At 63.9% G+C, this 2,880-nt stretch carries 4 protein-coding genes; all 4 read right to left on the bottom strand.

Annotation, left to right across the window (positions count from 1 at the left end):
- Positions 1-306: LysE family transporter (locus EN994_RS25405; RefSeq protein WP_164746175.1), on the bottom strand; the 306-nt coding region annotated here is incomplete at its 3' end.
- Between the two features lie 273 nt (positions 307-579).
- Positions 580-1,932 (bottom strand): sorbosone dehydrogenase family protein, encoded by a 1,353-nt coding sequence (locus EN994_RS25400; RefSeq protein ID WP_082826610.1) that lies wholly within the window; start codon positions 1,930-1,932, stop codon positions 580-582.
- 98 nt (positions 1,933-2,030) lie between these two features.
- Positions 2,031-2,228, bottom strand: a complete 198-nt coding sequence (locus EN994_RS25395; RefSeq protein WP_023814156.1) for a hypothetical protein — start codon at positions 2,226-2,228, stop codon at positions 2,031-2,033.
- A 24-nt stretch (positions 2,229-2,252) separates the two neighbouring features.
- A partial coding sequence (locus EN994_RS25390) for a heat-inducible transcriptional repressor HrcA (RefSeq protein WP_164746174.1) occupies positions 2,253-2,880 on the bottom strand: 628 nt, incomplete at its 5' end.

The following is a 2,880-nucleotide window of genomic DNA, read 5'->3' as shown; positions in this document are numbered from 1 at the left end:
GGCCTCGACGGTCTCGGGCGTGATGCCGCTGTTCCAGAAGCGCCAGCCGAGAAAGGCGAGATAGGCGACGCCGAGCCATTTGATGGCCAGGAAAACCATGCCGAAGGATTGTGCGACGAAGGCGAGGCCAAGCACCACGGCGGTCAGATAGGTGATGTCGCCAACCATCAGGCCAAACGACATCGCCAGCGACGAGCGGAAGCCTGAGCCGAGCGCACGGGCGACCAGCGCGGTGATGCCGGGACCAGGAATCGCGGCGGCGATGCCGAGGGCCGCACTATAGGCGAGGAATCCGGTAAGGGTCATGGCACTGGTCTCGGATCAGAGCGTTTTATTGCATGGGACAGGCCAAGATTGAATTCCCTGGGGCCGGATTCCATTGCACCAGATATCGAGGGCTCGCCTTACGAAGCCCCCTCATCCGGCCGCTTCGCGGCCACCTTCTCCCCGAGGGGAGAAGAGACGGGCGCCAGCGTCTGCTGACTCCTCTCCCCTCGGGGAGAGGTCGGATTGTTCCCGAATTGCTCTTCGCAATTCGGTTGGCAATCCGGGTGAGGGGGCCTGCGTTACCTGAGCAGATCAGGACGGACCGTCGCCATGGGTGACACGCCAGATGGTGCCGTTGCCGTCCTCGCTGACGATCAGCGCACCGTCGCTCGCAATCGCCACGCCGACCGGCCGGCCCCAGACCTCACCGTTGGAAACGACGAAGCCGGTGATGAAATCCTCATACGCGCCGGTCGGCTTGCCGTCCTTGAACAGCAACCGCACCACCTTGTAGCCGGTCCTGTTGCCGCGGTTCCATGAACCATGCAGAGCGACGAACGCATCGCCCTTGTATTCAGCTGGAAAGCTCTTCCCCTCGTAGAAGGCGATGGTGAGCGGCGCCGAATGCGCCTGCATCAGCACATCGGGAACGGTCGTTTTGCCGGCAAGATCGGGGCGCTCACCCTTGTGGCGCGGATCCTCATTGTTGCCGATATAGTACCAGGGCCAGCCATAGAAGGCACCCTCCTTGACCACGGTCGCGTATTCGGGTGGCACATTGTCGCCAAGCGCATCGCGTTCGTTGACGACGCACCACAGCGCGCCGGTCGCCGGCTGCACGGTCATACCCGAGCAGTTGCGCAGGCCGGCGGCAAAGATGCGGCCGTTCTTGCCATCGGGATCGAAGGTCAGCACGTCGGCGCGGCCGTCTTCAGAACCCCAGGCTGCACCCAGCGGCTGCGATTTCGCCCAGGCATCGAGTCCGCCTTTCGGCTCCCGGCCCATGTCCTCGGCGACATTCGATCCCGAGCCGACCGAAAGGTAAAGCGTCTTGCCGTCCGGCGAGAAGGCGATATCGCGGGTCCAGTGATGACTGGCGGGGATGTTGCCGACGATGGTTTCCGGGTCGCCGGAGGCCTTCAGTTCGCCATTGCGGTAGGCAAAGCGCACGATGCTGTCGCTGTTGGCGACATAGACCCATTGCGGGTCAGGGCCCGGCGGATAGAAGGCAATGCCATAGGGTCGGTTGAGATTGCCGGCAAAGATGCCGTCCTGCGCCGGCTTCGCACTGCCTTCGGCGAGGCGATAGATGCGGACCTGGTTGGCTTTGCTGTCGGCGACGAACAGGTCGCCATTCGGCGCGACGCGCACGACGCGTGGATTGTCGATGCCCGATGCAACCAGCTCGGCCGAGAACCCCGGCGGCAGTTGCAGCTTCGCGTCTGCCGGCATGTCCGCGATGCCGGCGCTGTTCGAGGTCGACCGGGTGGCATTGGGCTTGGGCAGATCATCCGGTCTGATCAGCCGGCGGGTGCCCGGCTTGTCCGCTCGCCAGTCGCCGAAGGCAGCCGCGCCTTTCAGTACCGGTTCGTCCGCCTGCTGGGCGAATGAAGCGGTCGAGACAAACAGTGCGGCGGAAAGTGCCGGGCCGGCAAAACGCATCATTCGGTCCTCCAGTGTTCGGGCGTGAAAACAGGAACGACCGGTTTCGTCGATCGTTCCACGGCACACGATGAGGTGAAGGAAGCTTGCGGTTTTCCGGTTCAGGTCCCGGCGGCGTAGAAATCGTCGTCGAGGCGTTTTTCCAACTCGACGAGGTCAGCCGGCAGCGGCAGGCCCATGGCGCGCATTTCCTGCAGTTTTTCGCGCAGCTGCTCCTGGATCTCGTGCTGGTCTTCCGGCTGGTTGACCATCTCCTCGAGCAGCAGGCTGATCCGGGCCTTGAATTCTTCGAGCGCCATCGTCGTCTCCTCGGTTGGATCAGCTCAGCGCAGCATGCGTGAAATCAGCTGCGCCGTATAGTCGACCATTGGGACGATGCGCGCGTAATTCAGCCGGGTCGGGCCGATGACGCCGAGCGCGCCGACGACGCGGGCATCCTTGTCGCGATAGGGGGCGACGACCAGCGACGAGCCCGACAGCGAAAACAGCTTGTTTTCCGAGCCGATGAAGATGCGCACACCCGAGCCCTGCTCGGCGAGGTCAAGCAGCTGGATAAGCCCGTCCTGCGTCTCCATGTCCTCGAACAGATGGCGCAGCAGCTCGATGTCGGCCTGGGCGGTGACGTTTTCAAGCAGATTGGCACGCCCGCGCACGATGAGCCGTGCCGGCAGGCCGCTGTCGGCGCCGGCCCACACCGCCAGCCCCTTCTCCACCAGGTCCTGCGACAGCGTGTCGAGCGCGGCCCTGGTTTCTTCCTTGATGCGAGCGATCTCGATCCGCGCCTCGGCCAGCGTGCGGCCGCGTATATGGGCGTTGAGGAAATTCGAGGCCTCGTGCAGTTGCGAGACGGTGATCCCGGCGGGCAGGTCGACGACGCGGTTTTCGACGTCGCCATTCTGCGACACCAGCACCGCCAGCGCCTTCGTCGGCTCAAGCTGGATGAATTCGATG

The sequence above is a fragment of the Mesorhizobium sp. M7A.F.Ca.CA.002.09.1.1 genome, assembly GCF_003998555.1.
Lineage (GTDB): Bacteria > Pseudomonadota > Alphaproteobacteria > Rhizobiales > Rhizobiaceae > Mesorhizobium > Mesorhizobium ciceri.
The sequence above is the reverse complement of the archived record's forward strand: the minus strand, read 5'-3'. Positions and strand labels throughout refer to the sequence as shown.

Excerpts from the sequence above, each read along its gene's own strand:
- EN994_RS25395 (WP_023814156.1), bottom strand. The coding sequence starts at position 2,228 with ATGGCGCTCGAAGAATTCAAGGCCCGGATCAGCCTGCTGCTCGAGGAG.
- EN994_RS25400 (WP_082826610.1), bottom strand. The coding sequence starts at position 1,932 with ATGATGCGTTTTGCCGGCCCGGCACTTTCCGCCGCACTGTTTGTCTCG.